General features: G+C 71.1%; 17 protein-coding genes. 11 read left to right on the top strand and 6 right to left on the bottom strand.

Annotated features, from left to right (window positions below; genetic code table 11):
• Positions 1-188: 188 nt before the first annotated feature.
• Positions 189-656: a hypothetical protein gene (locus E4F61_RS11345; RefSeq protein WP_133479776.1), complete on the bottom strand. Its 468-nt coding sequence runs from the start codon at positions 654-656 to the stop codon at positions 189-191.
• Between the two features lie 207 nt (positions 657-863).
• Here E4F61_RS11345 and E4F61_RS11340 point away from each other — a divergent pair, with 207 nt between their 5' ends.
• The 5 genes from E4F61_RS11340 to E4F61_RS11320 all read left to right on the top strand — a co-directional run bounded on the left by E4F61_RS11340 (position 864) and on the right by E4F61_RS11320 (position 5,505).
• Positions 864-1,748, top strand: a complete 885-nt coding sequence (locus E4F61_RS11340; RefSeq protein WP_133479775.1) for a nuclease-related domain-containing protein — start codon at positions 864-866, stop codon at positions 1,746-1,748.
• 3 nt (positions 1,749-1,751) lie between these two features.
• Entirely contained in the window at positions 1,752-2,564 is an 813-nt protein-coding gene (locus tag E4F61_RS11335; RefSeq protein WP_133479774.1) for an NYN domain-containing protein, read from the top strand.
• Between the two features lie 135 nt (positions 2,565-2,699).
• The gene (locus tag E4F61_RS11330) at positions 2,700-3,434 is read left to right on the top strand and encodes a hypothetical protein (protein WP_133479773.1); all 735 of its coding nucleotides are present in this window, start codon (positions 2,700-2,702) and stop codon (positions 3,432-3,434) included.
• A 208-nt stretch (positions 3,435-3,642) separates the two neighbouring features.
• Entirely contained in the window at positions 3,643-4,167 is a 525-nt protein-coding gene (locus tag E4F61_RS11325; protein WP_162301478.1) for a lysozyme inhibitor LprI family protein, read from the top strand.
• Positions 4,168-4,188: 21 nt separating this feature from the next.
• Positions 4,189-5,505: a peptidoglycan-binding domain-containing protein gene (locus E4F61_RS11320; protein ID WP_133479771.1), complete on the top strand. Its 1,317-nt coding sequence runs from the start codon at positions 4,189-4,191 to the stop codon at positions 5,503-5,505.
• 69 nt (positions 5,506-5,574) lie between these two features.
• Here the strand turns inward: E4F61_RS11320 and E4F61_RS11315 are convergent, their stop codons facing one another.
• From E4F61_RS11315 to E4F61_RS11305, 3 genes are all read right to left on the bottom strand, one after another.
• Complete coding sequence (locus E4F61_RS11315; RefSeq protein WP_133479770.1) at positions 5,575-6,222, bottom strand: hypothetical protein; 648 nt, start codon at positions 6,220-6,222, stop codon at positions 5,575-5,577.
• A gap of 122 nt (positions 6,223-6,344) precedes the next feature.
• Positions 6,345-7,520 carry a GGDEF domain-containing protein gene (locus E4F61_RS11310; RefSeq protein ID WP_133479769.1) on the bottom strand — a complete coding sequence of 392 codons (1,176 nt, stop codon included), beginning with the start codon at positions 7,518-7,520 and terminating at the stop codon, positions 6,345-6,347.
• Positions 7,517-9,730, bottom strand: a complete 2,214-nt coding sequence (locus E4F61_RS11305; protein ID WP_133479768.1) for a putative bifunctional diguanylate cyclase/phosphodiesterase — start codon at positions 9,728-9,730, stop codon at positions 7,517-7,519. Before E4F61_RS11305 ends, E4F61_RS11310 begins: the two co-directional genes overlap by 4 nt.
• A gap of 235 nt (positions 9,731-9,965) precedes the next feature.
• On the opposite strand from E4F61_RS11305, the gene E4F61_RS11300 reads away from it, so the two are divergent.
• Together E4F61_RS11300 and E4F61_RS11295 are read left to right on the top strand one after the other, a co-directional pair.
• The gene (locus tag E4F61_RS11300; protein ID WP_133479767.1) at positions 9,966-10,256 is read left to right on the top strand and encodes a hypothetical protein; all 291 of its coding nucleotides are present in this window, start codon (positions 9,966-9,968) and stop codon (positions 10,254-10,256) included.
• Positions 10,257-10,399: 143 nt separating this feature from the next.
• The gene (locus tag E4F61_RS11295) at positions 10,400-11,080 is read left to right on the top strand and encodes a DsbA family oxidoreductase (protein WP_133479766.1); all 681 of its coding nucleotides are present in this window, start codon (positions 10,400-10,402) and stop codon (positions 11,078-11,080) included.
• Between the two features lie 24 nt (positions 11,081-11,104).
• Here the strand turns inward: E4F61_RS11295 and E4F61_RS11290 are convergent, their stop codons facing one another.
• A complete protein-coding gene (locus E4F61_RS11290) occupies positions 11,105-12,358 on the bottom strand; it encodes an amidohydrolase family protein (protein WP_133479765.1) in 1,254 nt (417 codons plus the stop codon).
• 142 nt (positions 12,359-12,500) lie between these two features.
• Between E4F61_RS11290 and E4F61_RS11285 the strand changes: the two genes are divergently transcribed.
• From E4F61_RS11285 to E4F61_RS11275, 3 genes are all read left to right on the top strand, one after another.
• The gene (locus tag E4F61_RS11285; RefSeq protein WP_133479764.1) at positions 12,501-13,430 is read left to right on the top strand and encodes a retroviral-like aspartic protease family protein; all 930 of its coding nucleotides are present in this window, start codon (positions 12,501-12,503) and stop codon (positions 13,428-13,430) included.
• 31 nt (positions 13,431-13,461) lie between these two features.
• Positions 13,462-13,644 carry an oxidoreductase-like domain-containing protein gene (locus E4F61_RS11280; RefSeq protein WP_133479763.1) on the top strand — a complete coding sequence of 61 codons (183 nt, stop codon included), beginning with the start codon at positions 13,462-13,464 and terminating at the stop codon, positions 13,642-13,644.
• 89 nt (positions 13,645-13,733) lie between these two features.
• Positions 13,734-14,558, top strand: a complete 825-nt coding sequence (locus tag E4F61_RS11275; RefSeq protein WP_162301477.1) for a mechanosensitive ion channel family protein — start codon at positions 13,734-13,736, stop codon at positions 14,556-14,558.
• Positions 14,559-14,585: 27 nt separating this feature from the next.
• Here E4F61_RS11275 and E4F61_RS11270 read toward each other — a convergent pair whose 3' ends face one another.
• A complete protein-coding gene (locus E4F61_RS11270; RefSeq protein WP_133479761.1) occupies positions 14,586-14,942 on the bottom strand; it encodes a GYD domain-containing protein in 357 nt (118 codons plus the stop codon).
• Positions 14,943-15,056: 114 nt separating this feature from the next.
• On the opposite strand from E4F61_RS11270, the gene E4F61_RS11265 reads away from it, so the two are divergent.
• Positions 15,057-15,602 carry a DUF2058 domain-containing protein gene (locus E4F61_RS11265; RefSeq protein WP_133478884.1) on the top strand — a complete coding sequence of 182 codons (546 nt, stop codon included), beginning with the start codon at positions 15,057-15,059 and terminating at the stop codon, positions 15,600-15,602.
• Positions 15,603-15,632 lie beyond the last annotated feature (30 nt).

The following is a 15,632-nucleotide window of genomic DNA, read 5'->3' as shown; positions in this document are numbered from 1 at the left end:
AAAGCCTCACGCACGAGGCAAAAAGCCTCATCGATGAGCCTCCAAGCCTCGCGCATGAGGCTCCCGAGCCTCATCGATCAGGCGAAAAGCCTCACGCATGAAGCAAAATGCCCGGCGGACGAGGCTTCGGGCCTCATCCGCCGGGCTCGAAGGCCCGACGCCGCCGGATCAGCCGGCGGCGCGACCCGTCACTCCGCCAGCGCCGCCGCCTCGCGCTTGCCCTGCTTGGCGAAGCGCGCCGACAGGTCGCGGCGGGCGGACTTCAGGGCCTCGCCGTGGCCGGCCACCTTCAGCAGGGCATAGCCCTCCAGCGCGGCGCCCATGATGTCGCTGCCGAGCGCCAGCTCGGTGTCCTCGGCGCGCTCGGTGAGCTGGCGCAGCTTGTCCAGCCGCGGGCGCAGCGCGTCGAGCGCGGCGAGGTCGGCCTTCGCCTCGGCCACGCTCAGGCTCGGCGGCACCACCTGCGGGTTGTTGGCCAGCAGCGTCAGCGCCTGGCGGCAGAAGGCTTCGGACTTGTCGCCCATCTTGTAGAGGTCGCGGCGCTGCTGCGGGGTCAGCGCGACGCCGCGGGCGAGGATCTTCTCGAGGCCGGCGAGCGCCGCGTCCAGCGCGGTCAGGTCGGCGGCGGACAGGTTCAGCGAGACGAGGTTCTGCATGGCAATGCTCCTTGCGTTCCGTTTGCGTGAGTCCGGAGTGGCCGGACGGTCCATGCGCCACCGCGATCCGTGCGGGGTAGGTGCGCCGCCGTGAGGCGGTGGGGCGGGGTGAGTGTAGGGCGAACTCGAGCGTTCCGGCTCGCCGCCGAGTCGCCTAACCTTGGGACGGGCTGCGGGCAGCAGCTAGGACACCGAAGGGGTGGGGTGATGCGGATACTGATCATGATCGGCGCGATGGTCGGGCCGCTGCTCCTGCTTCTCGGCTTGCTGTTCGCGTGGCGTTTCATCGCGGATCGCGATCGGCGCCGTTCGCCGCTCAACTTCAAGTTGCTCAACCTTCCGGGCGATGGGCTTCGGCGTCGCATCGAGCATCACGACGAAAAGATGAACGACGCAGCGCTGGCGGCGCTGATGACCGGCCCGTTCCTGCTCATCGCGTGGGCGCTGACGCGGCTGTCCCGTATCCCGAGCGGATTGCGCTGGAACGGCGGCGACTGGTTTTACGTCGTGCTCGCGTTGGTCACGGTCGGGTGGTCGGCGTACCGGGTTGTACGTCACGGCAAGCAACGACGCCGGTGCCGGCAGGGATTCGATGCCGAACGTGCGGTGGCCCAGAACCTCATTCCGCTCATGGCTGAGGGCTGCATGGTCTTCCATGACTTCCCTGCAGACCGCTTCAACATCGACCACATCGTGGTGGCGCCGCATGTCGTCTACGCGGTGGAGACGAAGTCGCGGCGGAAGCCGTCCACCGGCGGCAAGGCCGCCGCGCGCGTCGGCTATGACGGGCGCGCACTTGCGTTTCCGACCCACGTCGAAACGAAACCGGTGGAACAGGCGAAGGCACAGGCCGAGTGGCTTCGTCGCTTCCTGAGCAGTGCCGTTGGCGAGCCGGTGGGAGTCGTGCCGGTACTGGCTTTGCCGGGCTGGTACGTGGACCTCAGCCGCGAGGGAAGCCGGGCGGAGGTCATCGTCAACAACCTGCGTAGTCCGCTGTTCCTGATGAAGATCGGGGCCGGGAAGCCCGACCCGATTCGACAGAAGCGCATCGCCCACGCACTGGCCGAGCGCTACCCGGCGCTGGAGGACTAACACATGAAGACTCGTGCCAATGGACAGGACGACGAGCAGCACCGACTCGCGGTACTGATCGACGCCGACAACGCTCAACCGATCGTGATCGAGGCGCTGCTGGCCGAAGTGGCTCGCTACGGCGTGGCGAGCGTGAAGCGCATCTATGGCGACTTCACCTCGAACCAGCAGACGCAGTGGAAGAAGGTGCTACTCAAGCACTCGATCCAGCCGATGCAGCAGTTCGCCTATACATCCGGCAAGAACGCGACGGACTCCTCGCTGATCATCGACGCCATGGATCTGCTCTACACAGGCCGCTTCCAGGGGTTCTGCCTGGTATCCAGCGACAGCGACTTCACCCGCCTGGCCCAGCGCCTGCGCGAAAGCGGCATGACCGTCTACGGCTTCGGCGAGAAGAAGACGCCCGATCCCTTCGTGCAGGCCTGCGACAAGTTCCTCTACACCGAAGTGCTGCGCTCCGAGGCGAGCGTGGAGCCGATCGTGCCAATGCCGGCCGTCAAACCGGAGGCGGAGACGTCGGCGGTCGCCGCTGCGCCCGGGGCACTCGTGGCGACTCCCAACCCGCAAACGCCCGCGAAGCCGCCTTTCGACGTCATCCGTCAGGCCATCGAGGATGCGTCGGATGACGAGGGCTGGGCACGTCTGGCCGCGGTGGGCGCTTACATCAACAAGATCCGTTCGGACTTCGATCCGCGGCTCTACGGCAAGAAGAAGCTGAGCGACCTGCTCCGGCAGTACCCGAAGCGGTACGGGCTGCAGGACCGCGGGACGCCGGGGCACGCAAAGGTGCTGTACGTCCGCGCGCTCGACTGACGCCGGCGACGGGTGAGGCATCGATGCGCCGCGGGCGGCGGGCGCACAGCCCCACCCCGTCCGCCGACCACCGGTCGCCAGCCGCCCGCCCTCCCGGTCCTAGACTCGCCCGACACGGACCGGTGGAGCAGGTGCATGGCGACGATGGTGATCACGCCGACCGCGGTGGCGGCGGAACGGCGTTTCTATTCGGGCATCGCGCTGGCGATCCTGCTCGCGGTGCTGGTGGGCTTCTCGCGCACGTTCTTCCTGCGACCGCTGTTTCCCGACGCGCGCGCACCGTCGGAAACACTCTTCTACGTGCACGGCGCGGTGGCCACGGCCTGGCTGCTGCTGTTCGTGCTGCAGACGCGGCTGGTCGCCACGGGCCGCACCGCCTGGCATCGGCGCATCGGGCCGTACGGCGCGCTGCTCGCGCTGGCGATGGTGGTGCTCGGGCTGTGGGGCGCGCTCACCGCCGCCGGTCGCGCCACGGGGTTCAACGGCGTGCCGGTACCGCCGATGCAGTTCCTCGCCATTCCAGTGTTCGACATTTCGCTGTTCGCGCTCTTCGTCGTGCTCGCGGTCGTGCGTCGTCGCGACCTCGCCGCGCACAAGCGCTGGATGCTGCTCGCCACGATCAACTTGCTGCCCGCCGCCTTCGCGCGCTGGCCGGGCGTCACGCAGTTCGGCCCGATCGGTTTCCTCGCGCTGACCGATCTCTTCATCCTCGCGCTGGCCGTCCACGACCGCCGCACGCGCGGCCGCCTGCATCCGGCCACGCTGTGGGGCGGGCTGCTGCTCATCGCCTCGCAACCGCTGCGCCTGGCGGTGTCCGGCACCGAGGGTTGGCTCGCGTTCGCGCACTGGGCGACGGGGCTGGTGGCGTAGGGGCGGTTCGGCGTTGTGCTGCTCGGCGGCGTGCTGCCTCGCCGATTCGTCATCGCACCTCGAACGTGCACCGCGCAGTCGGCCTGAAGCGGGACGTCGCCAAGCCCCTGCCGGTGCGCGATGCATTGGAAGAACGGGTCGAGGCACCGTGTCGGCGGCGAATGACAGGCCACACCGCGCGAGGCCTGTGACGGCCTTGCGCCCGCCTATGGCCGTCCCGGATCATCATCGCCATCTCAGGAGAAAGATCGAGCGCATGGACAAGCGATGGGCGTGGTGTGCGGTAGTGCTGGCGTTCGCCGCGACGGGGTGTTCGGGTTCGTCGGACCGGCGCGCGCACGAGCCTCGGCGTGCGACCGAGTCCCCTTCGGTAGCCCCGGCGGCGGTACCCGCAAGCACGCAGTCCACGCCTGCCGCGCCGCCGGACCGTGGCCTGCGCGCGAGCTACGAGGCATGTATTGACCGAGCCGCGGCGGTGATCCCCGCGACGCAGGCCTGCATCGACGACGAAGGCGAGTTCCAGCGCTCGCGCCTCGACGCCATCGTCGAACGGCTCAAGCGCGAGCATCCGGAGCGGACGGGCGCGCTCGACTACCAGCAGGCCGGCTGGCGCGCAGACCTTGAAACCCGATGCGCCTGGGACGCGAACGCGGAAGGCCAGCAGCAGCGCATCGAGGCGAACATGTGCACGCTCGAGGAAACGGCGAAACGGGCCGACGCATTGGATCAGTGACACGTCATCGGGAGGGAACCCATGAGCATGACCAGGCAGGAAGCGCAGGCAATCGTTACGGGCTGGCAACTGGGTCAGACGTCGCAACGATACGAATCGTCGGGCCTCGGGCCCGGCACGATTTCCAGCGGCAGGAATGATCACGGCGGTGTGTCGTACGGCAGCTACCAGCTGTCGAGCGCGAGCGGCACGCTCCGCGAGTATCTGGCGCAGTCGCGCTATGGCGCGCATTTCGAAGGGCTCAAGCCGGCGACACCCGCGTTCGATGCCCGATGGCGCGAACTGGCGCGTACGGATCCGGCCTTCGGGGCCGACCAGCATGCCTTCATCGGTCGTTCGCATTACCAGTCGCAACTCGAACGCCTCGCGCATGCGGGCCTCGATGTTCGCGATCGCGGACGCGCCGTCCAGGACTGTGTGTGGAGTACGTCGGTCCAGCTTCGGAACCTGACGACACGGATCTTCCGCGACGGCCTGCAGGAGCGGTTCGGTTCCAACGTCAGACTGGCCGACCTGTCCGATCGCGAGATCGTCGAAGCCGTGCAGGACTACAAGGCTGCGCACACGACGACGCTCTTCAGGAGCTCGCCGGCCTGGCACAGGAACCTCGTCGCACGAGCGAACCACGAGCGGACGGAGCTGGTGCGGCTGGCTGACGCCGAGCAACGTGCGCCATCGCCGATGGACCGCGGGAACACGCCTGCCCCGTTACATGCGCCGTCGACGGATGGGCCGCGCCCCGCGCCCCATCGCGACGGGGAACTGCGCCACGTGCAGTCCGCACTCGCGCACCTCGGCTACACCGGCGCGGACGGGCGTCTGGTGGCCGTGGACGGGCGCATGGGTCGAAACACGCGGCATGCGCTCGAGCAGTACCAGCGCGACCATGCGCTGCCGGTCACCGGCCGCGTCGACGATCCCACTGCGGCAGGGCTGCGGGCCGACGAACTTAGCCTGGCCAGCAGCACGCATCCCGCACACCCGTTGTACCGTCAGGCGCTGGACGCCGTGTACGCGCTCGACGCGAAGATGGGCGTACCGCACGGTCGGCACTCGATCGCGCTCGCCGGTCAGGCGGCCGCCGAAGCTGCCAAAGCCGGGCTAGCGCGTATCGACCGGATCGAGGTCAGTCGTGACGGCCGACATGCGCAGGCCGTCGAATTTAGGGGCGGGATCGATCTATGGGCGACCAACCGCGCGTCTGCGCCGTTCGATCTCGCCGCTGCGCTGACGCGGACGCTGCAGGAGAGCAGTGCGCAGGCCCGGCAGGCATTGGAAGCCCAAGCGTCTGTGCCTTCGCTGCGTGAGCAGAAGGCGACGAGGGCGCCACTGCTGTAGCGCCGACCGGAGTTGTGCCAGCTGAAGTGCCTGGGCGACATGCCCGCGGTTGGCGCCGCATGCTCGGACTTACCTGAAGTTGCAGCTCACCCCCGCCCACATCGCGTCGATGCGCGCGGTGGGCGCGTCGCCGTCGAGCACGCCGAATAGGCCGCCGGCGGCGAACTCCTGGCCGAGCGTCGTCTCCTCGATCTTCACCGCATAGGCCGATTCCAGTTCGCGCCGCGTGCTGCCCGGGCCGACGCCGGCCATCGTCGCGAGCCTGCCGGTGCCCGGCGCGGCGGTACGCGCGGACGCGCCCCAGCCGACGAAGCGGTCGTCCTGCATCACCAGCGTGAGGCCGCCGGGCCAGGTCGCCATGTCCAGCGGGCCGGCGCCGCATTCCTCGTTGCGGCCGCGCTGCGGCGCGCTGCCGTACGCGTGTGACACAGCGTCGATCGCCTGCGCGGCGGGCGCATCGAACAGCAGGTGGCGCGCGCGGCCGTCGTCCGTCACGAGGTCGAGCCCGTCGCCTGACAAGGCGAGGTGGACCGTCGAGGACATCGGCGCGGCCGTGGCGGACGCGTCCGTAGCCGCGTCGGGCGAGGGCGTCGTCGGCATCGGTGCAGCGGGTGCGGCCGCGGGGCGGGGCGCATCGACGCCATCGGGCGGAGCCGTGCGCGTGCAACCCGCGGCGAGCGCGAGCGCGATCAGCGATGCGAGCAGGGCGTTGCGCATGGAAGCCTCCGGCAGCGGGATGCGGACAGCCTAGGCCACGCAACGTGTCGCCCGTGCAGTCGTCGTGTGGCGACTGCGGTCCGGTCAACACCATCGGCACCGCGCGTGCGATGCACCGCGCATCAATCCGTCGACACGATCACTCGATCGCGTCCGCGCTGCTTCGCCTCGTACATGGCGGCGTCGGCACGCGCGATGGCCTGGCTGACGTCCTCGCCCGCGCGGTGCGCGGCGATGCCGGCGGAGAACGTGACAGGGCGGTTGAGCACCTGCAGCGCGAACGTCGCGCGCTGCAGGCGATCGATCACCGCGGTCGCCGACGGATCGGCGGCGCCGTGCGTGAGGATCAGGAACTCCTCGCCGCCCCAGCGGCCGATCACGTCGCCGCCGCGCAGCGAGTCGCGCGCCACGCGCGCGAACTTCGCCAGCAGTTCATCACCCGCGGCGTGGCCCAGCACGTCGTTGACCTTCTTGAAGTGGTCGATGTCGAGCAGCGTGACCGCGAACGGCGCGCCGCCCTCGGTCGCGTCGCGCTCGAAGCGCGCGAGCCGCTCGATCAGCGCGCGGCGGTTGGGAAGGCCGGTCAGCATGTCGACCTCGGCGAGCAGCCGCGCCTCGTCCAGCTCGCTGCTCAGGTGGCTGCGCTGCTGCCGCAGGCGACCGCGCAGCGACGACAACCGCGCGGTCATCACCGCGAGCGCGGGCATCAGCACCAGCATCATGCCGACGTTGATGCGATCCAGCGGCGGCGCCGTCGCGGGCCACGTGCCCTTGAGCGAGGGCTGCACCTGCAGCCACGCGACCACCGCCAGCAGCCCGAGCAGCGCGAACGCGGCGAGCCCCATGATCCGGCGCCACGACAGCGAGAACGCACCAAAGGTGAGCACCAGCGCGAGCGGGAACAGCGCGATCGTGCGCAGCGGGCCGCACATCAGGTAGCCCCAGTCCACGGCGAGGCAGCCCATCACGATCTGCCACGTGGTCAGGCCGGGGTCGTGCAGGTGCGCCGTCCAGCCCAGGCGGATCGCGATGAACGAGACGAGCAGGCCGGCGCCCACGAACGCGAGCCAGCCGGCGTAGAGCGTGCGGTTCGTCCAGCCCTCCTCGAGGCCGGCGGCCATCACCAGCCCGGCGCCGAGGTACATGGAGCCGGCCATGCACCACTGCAGCAGGCGCATGCGGCGCTTGTATTCGACGCCGAACAGCAGCGCCATGCCGGCGCTCGCCGTCAGGCGGTTCCAGGCATCGGTGAGGGACGGCAGCGACGCCGGCATGCGGGGCGAACGATCCTGCTTCACGCGTCGGCGGCGCCTGCGTCGAAGCCCACGCGTCGGTGGAAGAGCGCGACCGGCTCGGGCAGCGCGAGCCCGAAGCCCTGCGCCGAATCGGCGCCCACGCGGCGCAGCCAGTCCAGCGTTTCCTCGTCCTCCACGCCCTCGGCGGTGACCTTCGCACCGAGGCTGTGCGCCAGTTCGATCGTCGAGCGCACGATCGCGCGGTCCGTTTCCGACCCGATCACGCCAGCGATGAACGTGCGGTCGATCTTGACCTCGTCCGGCCGCAACTGGCGGAGGTAGGTGAGCGAGGCGTTGCCGGTGCCGAAGTCGTCGAGCGAGATGCGCACGCCGTGCGAGCGCAGCTCGCGCACCGCGGCGAGCGCGCGCTCGGCATCGCGCATCACCGCGGTCTCGGTGATTTCGAGCACCAGGCAGCCCGGCGCCTCGCGCACCTGCTCGACGATGCCGGCGACCACGCGCGGGTCGACCAGGTCGTTCGCCGACACGTTCACCGCGAGCTCGATCGACAGCTTGTGGCCGGTCCACTGGCGGCACAGCGCCACCGCGTGGTCGATCAGGTACAGCGTCATCTCGCCGATCACCTGCGTGCGCTCGGCGAGCGGCACGAAATGGCTGGGCGGCAGCGGGCCGTGCTCGGGATGCGTCCAGCGCACGAGCATCTCGGCGCCGCAGACCTTGCCCGAGGCGAGGTCAAACTTCGCCTGCAGCGCGAAGCCGAGGCTGCGGTCGGCGATCGCGCGGCGCAGGTCGGTCAGCAGCGTGAGGTTGCGCGGGTCGGGGTCGAGCGCCGGCGTGTACACCACCCCGGAGCCCGGCATCGCGGCCGCGGCGGTGCAGGCAATGGTGGCCGCGCGCATCAGCGGCCCGGCCTGCTCCGCGTGCAGCGGGAACAGCGCGGTGCCGGCGGCGCAGCTGGGGTCGAGCGGCACGCCGTCGATCTCGACGCGGCGCGAGGCCAGCGCGAGCAGCTCGTCCATCGCCGCAGCGGCGGTCGGCCCGTCCACCGCGTCGTGGCAGACCAGGTAGAACGTGCCGCGCCCGACGCTCGCCACCACCGGCCGGCCGCTGCGCGTGGCGAGCCGGTCGCCGAGCTCGCGCAGCAGGTCGTCGGTGAACGCGTGGCCGGTGATCGATTCGGTGAGGTGCAGGTCGAGCAGGTCGATGCGCACCAGCCCGAACGGCGTCGCCCGTGCCACGCGCTCGCCGAGTCGTTCGCGCAGGCCCGCCGCGTTGAACACGCCGGTCACCGGGTCGTGGTGGAGCAGGCGCAGCGCTTCGTCTTCGGCATTGCGCTGCGAGTGCATCGCCGTGGCGGCCAGCCGCCGCATGCGCAACCAGCGCAGCAGGAAGAACAGCGCGATGCCCGCGAGCGGCAGCACGACCCACAGCGCGACCAGCATGCCGGAGCGGTAGCTCTCCGACGCGGGCGTCAGGTCGCCGAGCCAGCGCAGGTAGATGCGGTCCGCCGCGCCGCTGCGGATCGTTTCCTGCAGCCCGGCATCGAGACGGCGCTTGAGGTCGAAGCGATCGGGCGGCATCGCGAACGCGTAGTCGCTGCCCAGCACGGGCGGGCTGAGCGGCACGACGTCGTCGATGTGGAACCGGCGCCGTGCGTAGAAGGCCGTGTTCGATGGCGCCACCGCGACGTCGGCGCGACCGTCGGCCACCCCGCGCAGCGTGTCGCCTTCCTTGTCGACCAGCACGATCCGCGCGCCGGGCACCGCGGTCATCGCCTGCCAGGCGCGGCCCGCGCGCTGCACCGCGACGCGCCGGCCGGCGAGCTGGTCGAGCGAGGCGACGAAGCGGTCGCCGCGACGACCGAACACCAGGTGGTGGCGCTGCAGGTAGGGCTGCGAGAACAGCAGCCGCTGCTGGCGCTCGGGCGTGACGAGCATCGGCACCACGTCGATCGTGCCGGCCGACAGACGCGTCTGCACCGCGAGCCAGTCATCGAGCCGGATGTCGGCCCGGAGGCCGGCGCGGCGCGCGGCATCACGGAACAGATCGATGTCGTAGCCCGACGGTCCGGTGGCCGGGTCGACGAAACTGAAAGGCGGGTAGTCGTGGTCGGCCTGGAAGCGCACGGCGCGATCCGCGCCCCGCGCCTGCGCCATGGCGACGTGCGTCGGAAGTCCCGCCAGCAGGAGCGCCGCGGCGAACAGCCACGGCAGGCCACGCTGCCACCGGTACCTTCCACGCCACCGCACCATGCACGATCCCCCTGAAGATCGATACCGGCGAGTATTGCCCACCGGCTTCACGGGGCGTCCACGCGGTGTTCACAAGGCCTAGTCGCGTTGATTGTGAGGTGTCGCGACGCGTGCAACGCCAGCGTCAGCAACAACACACAGGTATCACGAACCCGAACGCGCACACCGCCGTTCCGCTGCGGGACAGGCGCGGTGGTCAATGCTGCTTGCGTCACCACCCATGTAGGAGGTCGCAATGTCCGCGGACACCAAGACGCCGTTGGATCACGTCAACGACACGCTGACGCAGCTCAAGGAGATGCGTCACTACTCGAAGAACAACGTCGAGCGCCTGACCACGCAGTGGCTGCTGTTCGACAGCGAACTGAAGAAGCTCAAGCAGGCCGAGCGCATCGAGGACCTGATGGTCCGCGCGGGCGAGCTGCACGAGGCGATCGAGGCGGAGATCGCCGAACTCGAGGACGTGGCGATGGGCCTGCAGCCCGCCACCGACGAGGACGGCTCGGCGGGCGCGACCAGGCACTGACGCGCCACCCATCGGCATCGACCGCTTCAGGCGAAAGGCCCCGGCATCCGGGGCCTTTTCGTTGCGCGACGGCCCCCACGGTCACCGTCGGCGAACGCGAAACATGGTCTGATCGTGCGTCCCGTCCGCGCCGGTCCATCGCCATGAGCACGCCGTCCGTTCCCGTTCCGGTCCGCATCGATTTCGTGTCCGACATCGTCTGCCCGTGGTGCGCGATCGGCCTGGCGTCGCTGGAGCAGGCGATCGCGCGGCTGGGCGACGAGGTCGCGGTGGAGCTGCACGTGCAGCCGTTCGAACTCAACCCCGACATGGCGCCCGGCGGCGAGGCCATCGACGAGCACCTGGGGCGCAAGTACGGGCTCGGGCCCGCGCAGCTGGAGCAGAACCGGTCGCGCCTGCGCGAACGCGGCGCGGAGGTGGGCGTCGACTTCGCCACCGGCGCGCGCTCGCGCATCTACAACACCTTCGATGCGCATCGCCTGCTGCACTGGGCGGCGGAGGAAGGTCGCCAGCTGCCGCTCAAGCACGCACTGCTGCGCGCCTACTTCACAGATGGCGAGGACGTCGGCGATGCGGCGACGCTCGCGCGCATCGCCGCCGGCGTCGGCCTGTCCGAATCGCGCGCGCGGGCGATCCTCGCTTCCGACGACTACGCCGACGAGGTGCGCGCGGACGAACAGATGTTCCTGCGCGCGGGCATCCAGTCGGTGCCGGCGATCATCTTCGACCGCGAGTATCTCGTCTCCGGCGGACAGCCCGTCGAGGTGTTCGAGAACGCGTTGCGGCAGATCGCGACCGGCCGGCGCGGCGCCGCGACCGCCTGACCGCCGCGGTACGGTCGTGCGCCGTCAGCGCGTCGATGCTGCCGGCGCGGTGCCGGCGTCGTACAGGACGCGTCCGCCGCGGAGCGTCATGCGCACGCGGTCCAACGCATCGATGTCGACCGCCGGATCGCCGCGCAGCACCACCAGGTCGGCCGCCATGCCCTCGGCCACGCGGCCGCGACGCGCGGCCTGCCCGAAGCGCTCGCTCGGTGCGGTGGTGAGGCTCGCCAGGATCGCGCGCCAGTCGAGGCCGGCCGCGGCCATCAGCCGGTACTCGCGCGTCGGGTCGTAGACGTCGATGTAGCCCGCGTCGGTGCCGAACAGCACCTGCCCGCCGGCGGCGTGGAAGGCCTTCAGCTGCTGCGAGGCGGCGGCGAGCATCGCGTCGCCGGCGCGCGGCGGCAGGCCTTCGTTGCGCACTTCGACCTCGATCAGCATGAGCGTCGGGATCAGCGCCATGCGGCGGTCGACGACGGTGCGCACCAGCGCGTCGGGCCCTGGCATGCCGTTGGTGGTGGTGTGCGCCAGCACGTCGACGCCGCTGTCGATCGCGACCTGCAGGCCGGCGAGGTCGCTCGGATGCGCGAACGCGGGCTTGCCGCGTGCATGCGCCGTGTCGACGACGGCACGCGCGATCGACACGTCCATCGGCAGCACGCCGACCGCGCCGCCGACGATCGCGCCCGCGAACACCTTGACGCCGTCGGCGCCGGCCTCGAGCTGGCGCGACGCGCGCTCGCGCGCCTGCGCCGCGTCCGCCACTTCGAAGCTCGGCACCTTCAGGCGTTCGAGCAGGTCCTTGATGTAGATCGGCGTGCCGCCGGCGGGGAAGAACGGCGCGTCGACCGTGAGGATCTGCGGGCCTGCCACGTCGCCGCGATCGATGCGCGCGCGCAGCGCGAGCGCATCGCCGGGCAGCGACGCGGTGTCGAACACGGTGGTGAAGCCCCAGCGGGTGAAGTTCGCTTCCAGCGCCTGCGCGAGCGTCGCGGCCGGCCGCGTCGCCGCGCCCCGGTACGGCTCGGGCAGCAGGTGCACATGGCTGTTCCAGAAACCGGCGACGACGACGTCGCCGCGTGCGTCGACCACGCGATAGCCGGCCGGCACCTCGAGGCCGCTGCCGACGCGCGCGATCACGCCGTCGCGCACCAGCACCGTGGCGTTCTCGATGGGCGCGGCCTGCGGCGAGGGATAGACCTTCGCGCCGACCAGCGCGAGCGATTGCGCCGGCGCCTGCAGGGCGGCCGCGGCGAGCAGGACGGTGAGCAGCAGGCGCATGGCGGACTCCGCGACGATCGATGCGGGCAGCCTAGCGTGACCGCGTCGCGCGGCTCCCTGTCGATGGTCACGCGCACTTTCCGTACATCACGGCGGTACGCGCACCGCGCAGCATGTCGCGGTCTCTCCGTTGGACACGCCCATGAAGACGCTCGCCTCCTTCGCCCTGCTGCTCGCCGTCCTGTCGCCCGTCGCGTCCGCCGGCGTGCAGCCGCTCGAACGCACCGACGCCGGACACGCCGCGGTGCGCGTGCAGCTCGACGGCCATGCCCCGCAACGCTTCATCGTCGACACCGGTGCCAGCACCACGGCGGTGTACGGCCCCGCGCGGCGCAGCCTCGCGCTGTCGCCCGAACCGGGCGCGCAGGCGCAGCTGGTCGGCGTGGGCGGCGCGCAGGCGATCGAGCGCTACCGACTGCCGGCGCTGACCGTCGCCGGCGTGCGCGTCGACGGCGTGCTCGCCACCGGGCTTCCGGACGGCGTGGCGCACGGCGACGGGCTGGCGGGCATCCTCGGGCGCGACGTGTTCGGCGACCGGGTGGTGGAATTCGACTTCGCCGCGGGCCGCTTCGGCCTGCATGCACCGGGCACCGTGCCGGCCACGCGCACGGGCTGGACGGTGCTGCCGATCCGCCTGCTGCCGGACGCGGGCTTCGTGCTGCTGGACGTGCAGGTGGACGGACGCCCCGTCACCGCCGTGCTCGACACCGGCGCGCGGCACAGCTACGTCAACTGGCACGCCGCGCGGCAGGCCGGACTCGCGCCCGGGGCGGCCGGGCTCGCGCGCGGCGCGTCGTCGGGCGGCGCGACCGCGCATCGCATCGAATTCGACACCGCGGCGTTCCGGAAGGTCGAGGCCGGCGCGGTCGCGTTCGAGGCGCCGCGCCTGCGCGTCGCCGACCTGCCCGTGTTCGAGCCGATGGGCCTGGCCGACGGGCCGGGCCTGATCCTCGGCCTCGACCTGCTGGGCGACCGCCGGATCGTCGTGGACTACCCGGGCCGGCGCCTGCTCGTCGAGGCGCGCGTCGCGGCGCCAGCCGCAGGCAACCCCGCCGGCCCGGGAGCGCCTTGAAACGCGGCCGTCGCGGCCGGATCTCGGAGGGGTGACCGCGACGTCCGATCCCCGCCCGCTCCCGCCCGACAAGCCGCTGCCCGGCGACTGCTGTGGCGGCGGCTGCAGTGTCTGCGTGCTCGACGCCTACGAGGAGCAGCGGGCGCACTACGAGGCCCGGCTCGCGGCCTGGCGCCTGCGCCATCCCGATGACGAGGCGCCGCCCGCGCCCTGATCTCGCACGCCGTGCGCGCGACGAACGCACGCGTCGGGTTTCCTAGAATGTCCGCCTGCCGCGACGGCATGCACGGGGGACAACGACACATGCAGTGGCTCGACTCGCTCCAGGACATCCACTGGCGCACGTTCCTGCTCGAATGGGGGCTCAAGTGCGTCGCCGGCCTGCTGATCCTGGTGATCGGCCTGCGGCTGGCGCGGGCGCTGGCGGGCCTCGTCGACCGTGCGCTGGTGCGCGCGAACGTCGAGGCCACGGCCACCGCGTTCCTGCGCAAGGTCGTCTACGTGGTGCTGCTGGTGCTGCTCGCGCTCACCGTGCTCAGCGTCTTCGACGTGCCGATGACCTCGGCCTTCGCGGTGCTCGGCGCGGCCGGGCTGGCCATCGGCCTCGCGCTCAAGGATTCGCTGTCGAACATCGCCTCGGGCGTCATGCTGGTCACGCTCAAGCCGTTCCGCGCCGGCGACGTCGTGAACATCAACGGCGAGAGCGGGCGCGTCGAGGAGATCAGCATCTTCCAGACGCGCCTGCGCGGCGCCGACAACCAGACGATCGTGCTGCCCAACAGCCTCGTCACCACGCATTCGATCATCAACATGACGCCGGACACGATGCGGCGGGTGGAACTGGTGGTGGGCATCGCCTACGACGCCGACATCGACGCGGCGCGCGCGGCCGCGCTCGCCGTAATGCGCGCCGACCCGCGCGTGCTCGCCGAGCCGGCACCCGACGTGCGCGTCTATGCGCTCGCCGACAACAGCGTCGACCTCGGCATCCGCTGCCACACGGCCAACGGCGACTGGTTCGACGTGAAGTGCGACATGCTCGAGCGCATCAAGAAGGCGTTCGACGCGGCCGGCATCGCGATCCCGTTCCCGCAGCGCGACGTGCACGTCTACCGCTACGAGCGCTAGGCGGCGGTGGGCGTCGCCGCGCCCGCATCACGGCGACGCGACGGCCCGCGGCATGGCCCCGCCGAGCGTGCGGAAGCGCGATGCGATCGCCCCGGCGCGTCCCAAGGCATCCTTCATTTCGGTGGAACTGATCGCGAGCGAGGTCTGCAGGTCGGTCACTTCGCCCATCGCCTCCACGACGACCGTGGAGACCGCGACGCCTTCGAGCGGGCCTTCGGAAATGACCACGAAGTCGTGGTCGCCGAACGTCATGTAGTAGCCGATCAGCTTGCCGCCGGACTGCTCGAACAGCTCCGCGATGGCCTGCGCGCGGTCTTCGGGGTTCTGCAGCATGCCGCGCACGGCGTCGGGCGTGTAGCGGCCTTGGGTGATGAAGGTGGGCATGAGCCTGTCTCCAAGGGCGGGCGTCCAGCTTGCGCCGGGCGCGCGCCGCGACGTTGATGCAGGTCAGCTTCCCGTCCTGCGCGGCCGTGCACGGCCGCCCGCTAAACTGCGGGCATGCGAAATCCCCTACAGGACCAGCTGCTCAAGGCCGGGCTGGTCAAGAAGTCCCAGGTCGCGCAGGTCGCGCGCGAGCAGGCCAAGCAGCGGCAGGGCAAGGCGCCGCCGGCGCCGAGCGAGGAGCAGCGCGAGGCCGAACGCGCGCGTGCGGAGCGCGCGGAGCGCGACCGTGCGCTGGCCGCCGAGCGCAACGCGCAGGCACACGCGCGCGAACGGCGCGCGCAGGCGCGGCAGATCGTCGACACGCAGCGCGTGCGGGGCGACGGCGAGATCGAGTACCGCTTCGTCGACGGCAAGGCGATCCGTGCGCTGCCGGTCGGCGCGGCGCAGCGGGCGCAGCTCGCCACCGGTGCGCTGGTCATCGCGCGCCTCGACGACGGCTACGCGCTGCTGCCGCGCGCCGCCGCCGACAAGGTGCGCGCCCGCGACGCGTCGATGATCGTGCTCGACCATGCCGAGGCCGCGCCGTCGCCGCCGCCCGCGATGAGCGACGACGACGCGTACTACGCGCGCTTCGACGTGCCGGACGATCTGATCTGGTGAGCCTCGCGGCGTGTCGCACCGGGGCCGAGC

Source organism: Cognatilysobacter segetis (assembly GCF_004359965.1).
Lineage (GTDB): Bacteria > Pseudomonadota > Gammaproteobacteria > Xanthomonadales > Xanthomonadaceae > Cognatilysobacter > Cognatilysobacter segetis.
Note: the sequence above shows the minus strand (reverse complement) of the source record. Positions and strands in the feature narration are given on the sequence as shown.

Bases quoted from the DNA above. Each gene is read 5' to 3' on its own strand.
- E4F61_RS11305 (WP_133479768.1), bottom strand. From the start codon at position 9,730: ATGGTGCGGTGGCGTGGAAGGTACCGGTGGCAGCGTGGCCTGCCGTGG.
- E4F61_RS11290 (WP_133479765.1), bottom strand. From the start codon at position 12,358: ATGCGCCTGCTGCTCACCGTCCTGCTCGCCGCGGCCGCCCTGCAGGCG.
- E4F61_RS11275 (WP_162301477.1), top strand. From the start codon at position 13,734: ATGCAGTGGCTCGACTCGCTCCAGGACATCCACTGGCGCACGTTCCTG.
- E4F61_RS11285 (WP_133479764.1), top strand. From the start codon at position 12,501: ATGAAGACGCTCGCCTCCTTCGCCCTGCTGCTCGCCGTCCTGTCGCCC.
- E4F61_RS11340 (WP_133479775.1), top strand. From the start codon at position 864: ATGCGGATACTGATCATGATCGGCGCGATGGTCGGGCCGCTGCTCCTG.
- E4F61_RS11320 (WP_133479771.1), top strand. From the start codon at position 4,189: ATGAGCATGACCAGGCAGGAAGCGCAGGCAATCGTTACGGGCTGGCAA.
- E4F61_RS11270 (WP_133479761.1), bottom strand. From the start codon at position 14,942: ATGCCCACCTTCATCACCCAAGGCCGCTACACGCCCGACGCCGTGCGC.
- E4F61_RS11295 (WP_133479766.1), top strand. From the start codon at position 10,400: ATGAGCACGCCGTCCGTTCCCGTTCCGGTCCGCATCGATTTCGTGTCC.
- E4F61_RS11335 (WP_133479774.1), top strand. From the start codon at position 1,752: ATGAAGACTCGTGCCAATGGACAGGACGACGAGCAGCACCGACTCGCG.
- E4F61_RS11330 (WP_133479773.1), top strand. From the start codon at position 2,700: ATGGCGACGATGGTGATCACGCCGACCGCGGTGGCGGCGGAACGGCGT.
- E4F61_RS11315 (WP_133479770.1), bottom strand. From the start codon at position 6,222: ATGCGCAACGCCCTGCTCGCATCGCTGATCGCGCTCGCGCTCGCCGCG.
- E4F61_RS11345 (WP_133479776.1), bottom strand. From the start codon at position 656: ATGCAGAACCTCGTCTCGCTGAACCTGTCCGCCGCCGACCTGACCGCG.
- E4F61_RS11325 (WP_162301478.1), top strand. From the start codon at position 3,643: ATGGCCGTCCCGGATCATCATCGCCATCTCAGGAGAAAGATCGAGCGC.
- E4F61_RS11265 (WP_133478884.1), top strand. From the start codon at position 15,057: ATGCGAAATCCCCTACAGGACCAGCTGCTCAAGGCCGGGCTGGTCAAG.
- E4F61_RS11300 (WP_133479767.1), top strand. From the start codon at position 9,966: ATGTCCGCGGACACCAAGACGCCGTTGGATCACGTCAACGACACGCTG.